Origin of the sequence: Sphingomonas sp. Ant20, from assembly GCF_000783375.1 — a bacterium.
Taxonomy (GTDB): Bacteria; Pseudomonadota; Alphaproteobacteria; order Sphingomonadales; family Sphingomonadaceae; genus Sphingomonas; species Sphingomonas aerolata.
In genome coordinates this window covers 1-1,238 of sequence record NZ_JRVI01000230.1, presented here as the reverse complement: position 1 = coordinate 1,238, position 1,238 = coordinate 1, and the positions used below count along the sequence as shown (strand labels likewise).

Genomic DNA, 1,238 nt, shown 5'->3' with positions numbered 1-1,238 from the left:
TGCCGGCCGCGGGTCAGCGCGGTGTTGGCGGCGCGATCCTCGAGCGCGGAGGCGCGCGTCGCGGTCGCCTGCGCGATCCCCGCCTGCGCGATCGCGACATTGGCGCGTGCGGTGCGTAGCGCGTTCGTCGCTGCGGTCACCTCGTCACCCGATACCGCGCCCGCCGCGACCAGCGCCTGGCGACGCTGATAATCGATCTGCGCGCGGTCGAGATTGCCCTGGGCGAGCAGCAGCTGCGCGCGGGCGGCACCGATATCGGCACCGCGCGCATTGGCCTGCGCCTGGAGCGCATCGCCCGTCGCCGCGGTCTGGCCATAGCGGCGCTCGGCGCCTGCCAGATCGGCTTCGGCCTGCGCGACCGCGATCTGCAGGTCGGCATCGTCGAGCCGCATCAACACCTGCCCGCGCTTGACGGTCTGTGTGTTGCTCACCGTGACCGCGATCACCTGCCCGCTGACCAGCGGCATGACCTGCGCGGTTTCGGCGGCGACATAGGCGTTGTCGGTCGTCACGCGCTTCGACAGCACGAGCGCATCGTAGACGAAATACAGGATGGCGATCACGACCAGCACGGCCGCGAAGATCAGCAGCAGCCGCTTGCGCTTGCCCGGGTTGGCGGTGTCGACCTTGGGGCTGTCCTTGGGATCGGCCTTGGGCTCCTCGGCAGGAGTCTGGTCGCTGTCGTGGGATGGGGTGTCCATCATCGTGTCCCGCTGGTCTGGATAAGGGGTTGGAAGCCGCCGCCGAGCGCGCGCACCAACTGCACGTCGAGCGCGAACCGGCGCGAATCGATCGCCGCGACCGAACGCCGCGCGGTCAGCACCGCTTCCTCGGCGCTCAGCACGTTGAGAAAGGTCGACAGGCCGCCGCGATAGCGCAGCTGCGCCACCTGATACGCGCCTTCGGCATCGACCAGCGACGCGCGCGCATCGCGCATCTGTGCGGCGACCTGGCGCCGGCTGGTCACGACATCCGCGACCTCGCGCAGCGCGTTGATCACGATGCGGTCATAGCTGCCGACCGCCTCGTCATACTGGCCGCGCGCCTGCCGATACTGGCCCTGCAGCGCGCCGCCGCGAAAGATCGGCAGGCTGATCGCCGGGCCGACATTGCCGATGCTCGATCCGCCCTTGAACAGGTTGTCGAGGCCGAGCGATTGCAGCCCGATCAGCCCCGACAGGCTGAGATTGGGGTAGAAATCGGCGCGGGCGACCTTGATCCGGCTCGCCGCCGCGGCG

At 69.7% G+C, this 1,238-nt stretch carries 2 protein-coding genes; both read right to left on the bottom strand.

The features are described 5' to 3' along the window. Positions 1–701: biotin/lipoyl-binding protein (locus NI18_RS19130; RefSeq protein ID WP_198527073.1), on the bottom strand; the 701-nt coding region annotated here is incomplete at its 3' end. Further along, positions 701–1,238, bottom strand: a 538-nt coding sequence (locus NI18_RS19125) for a TolC family protein (RefSeq protein WP_037532373.1), incomplete at its 5' end; no start/stop codon positions are given. The genes NI18_RS19125 and NI18_RS19130, both read right to left, overlap by 1 nt.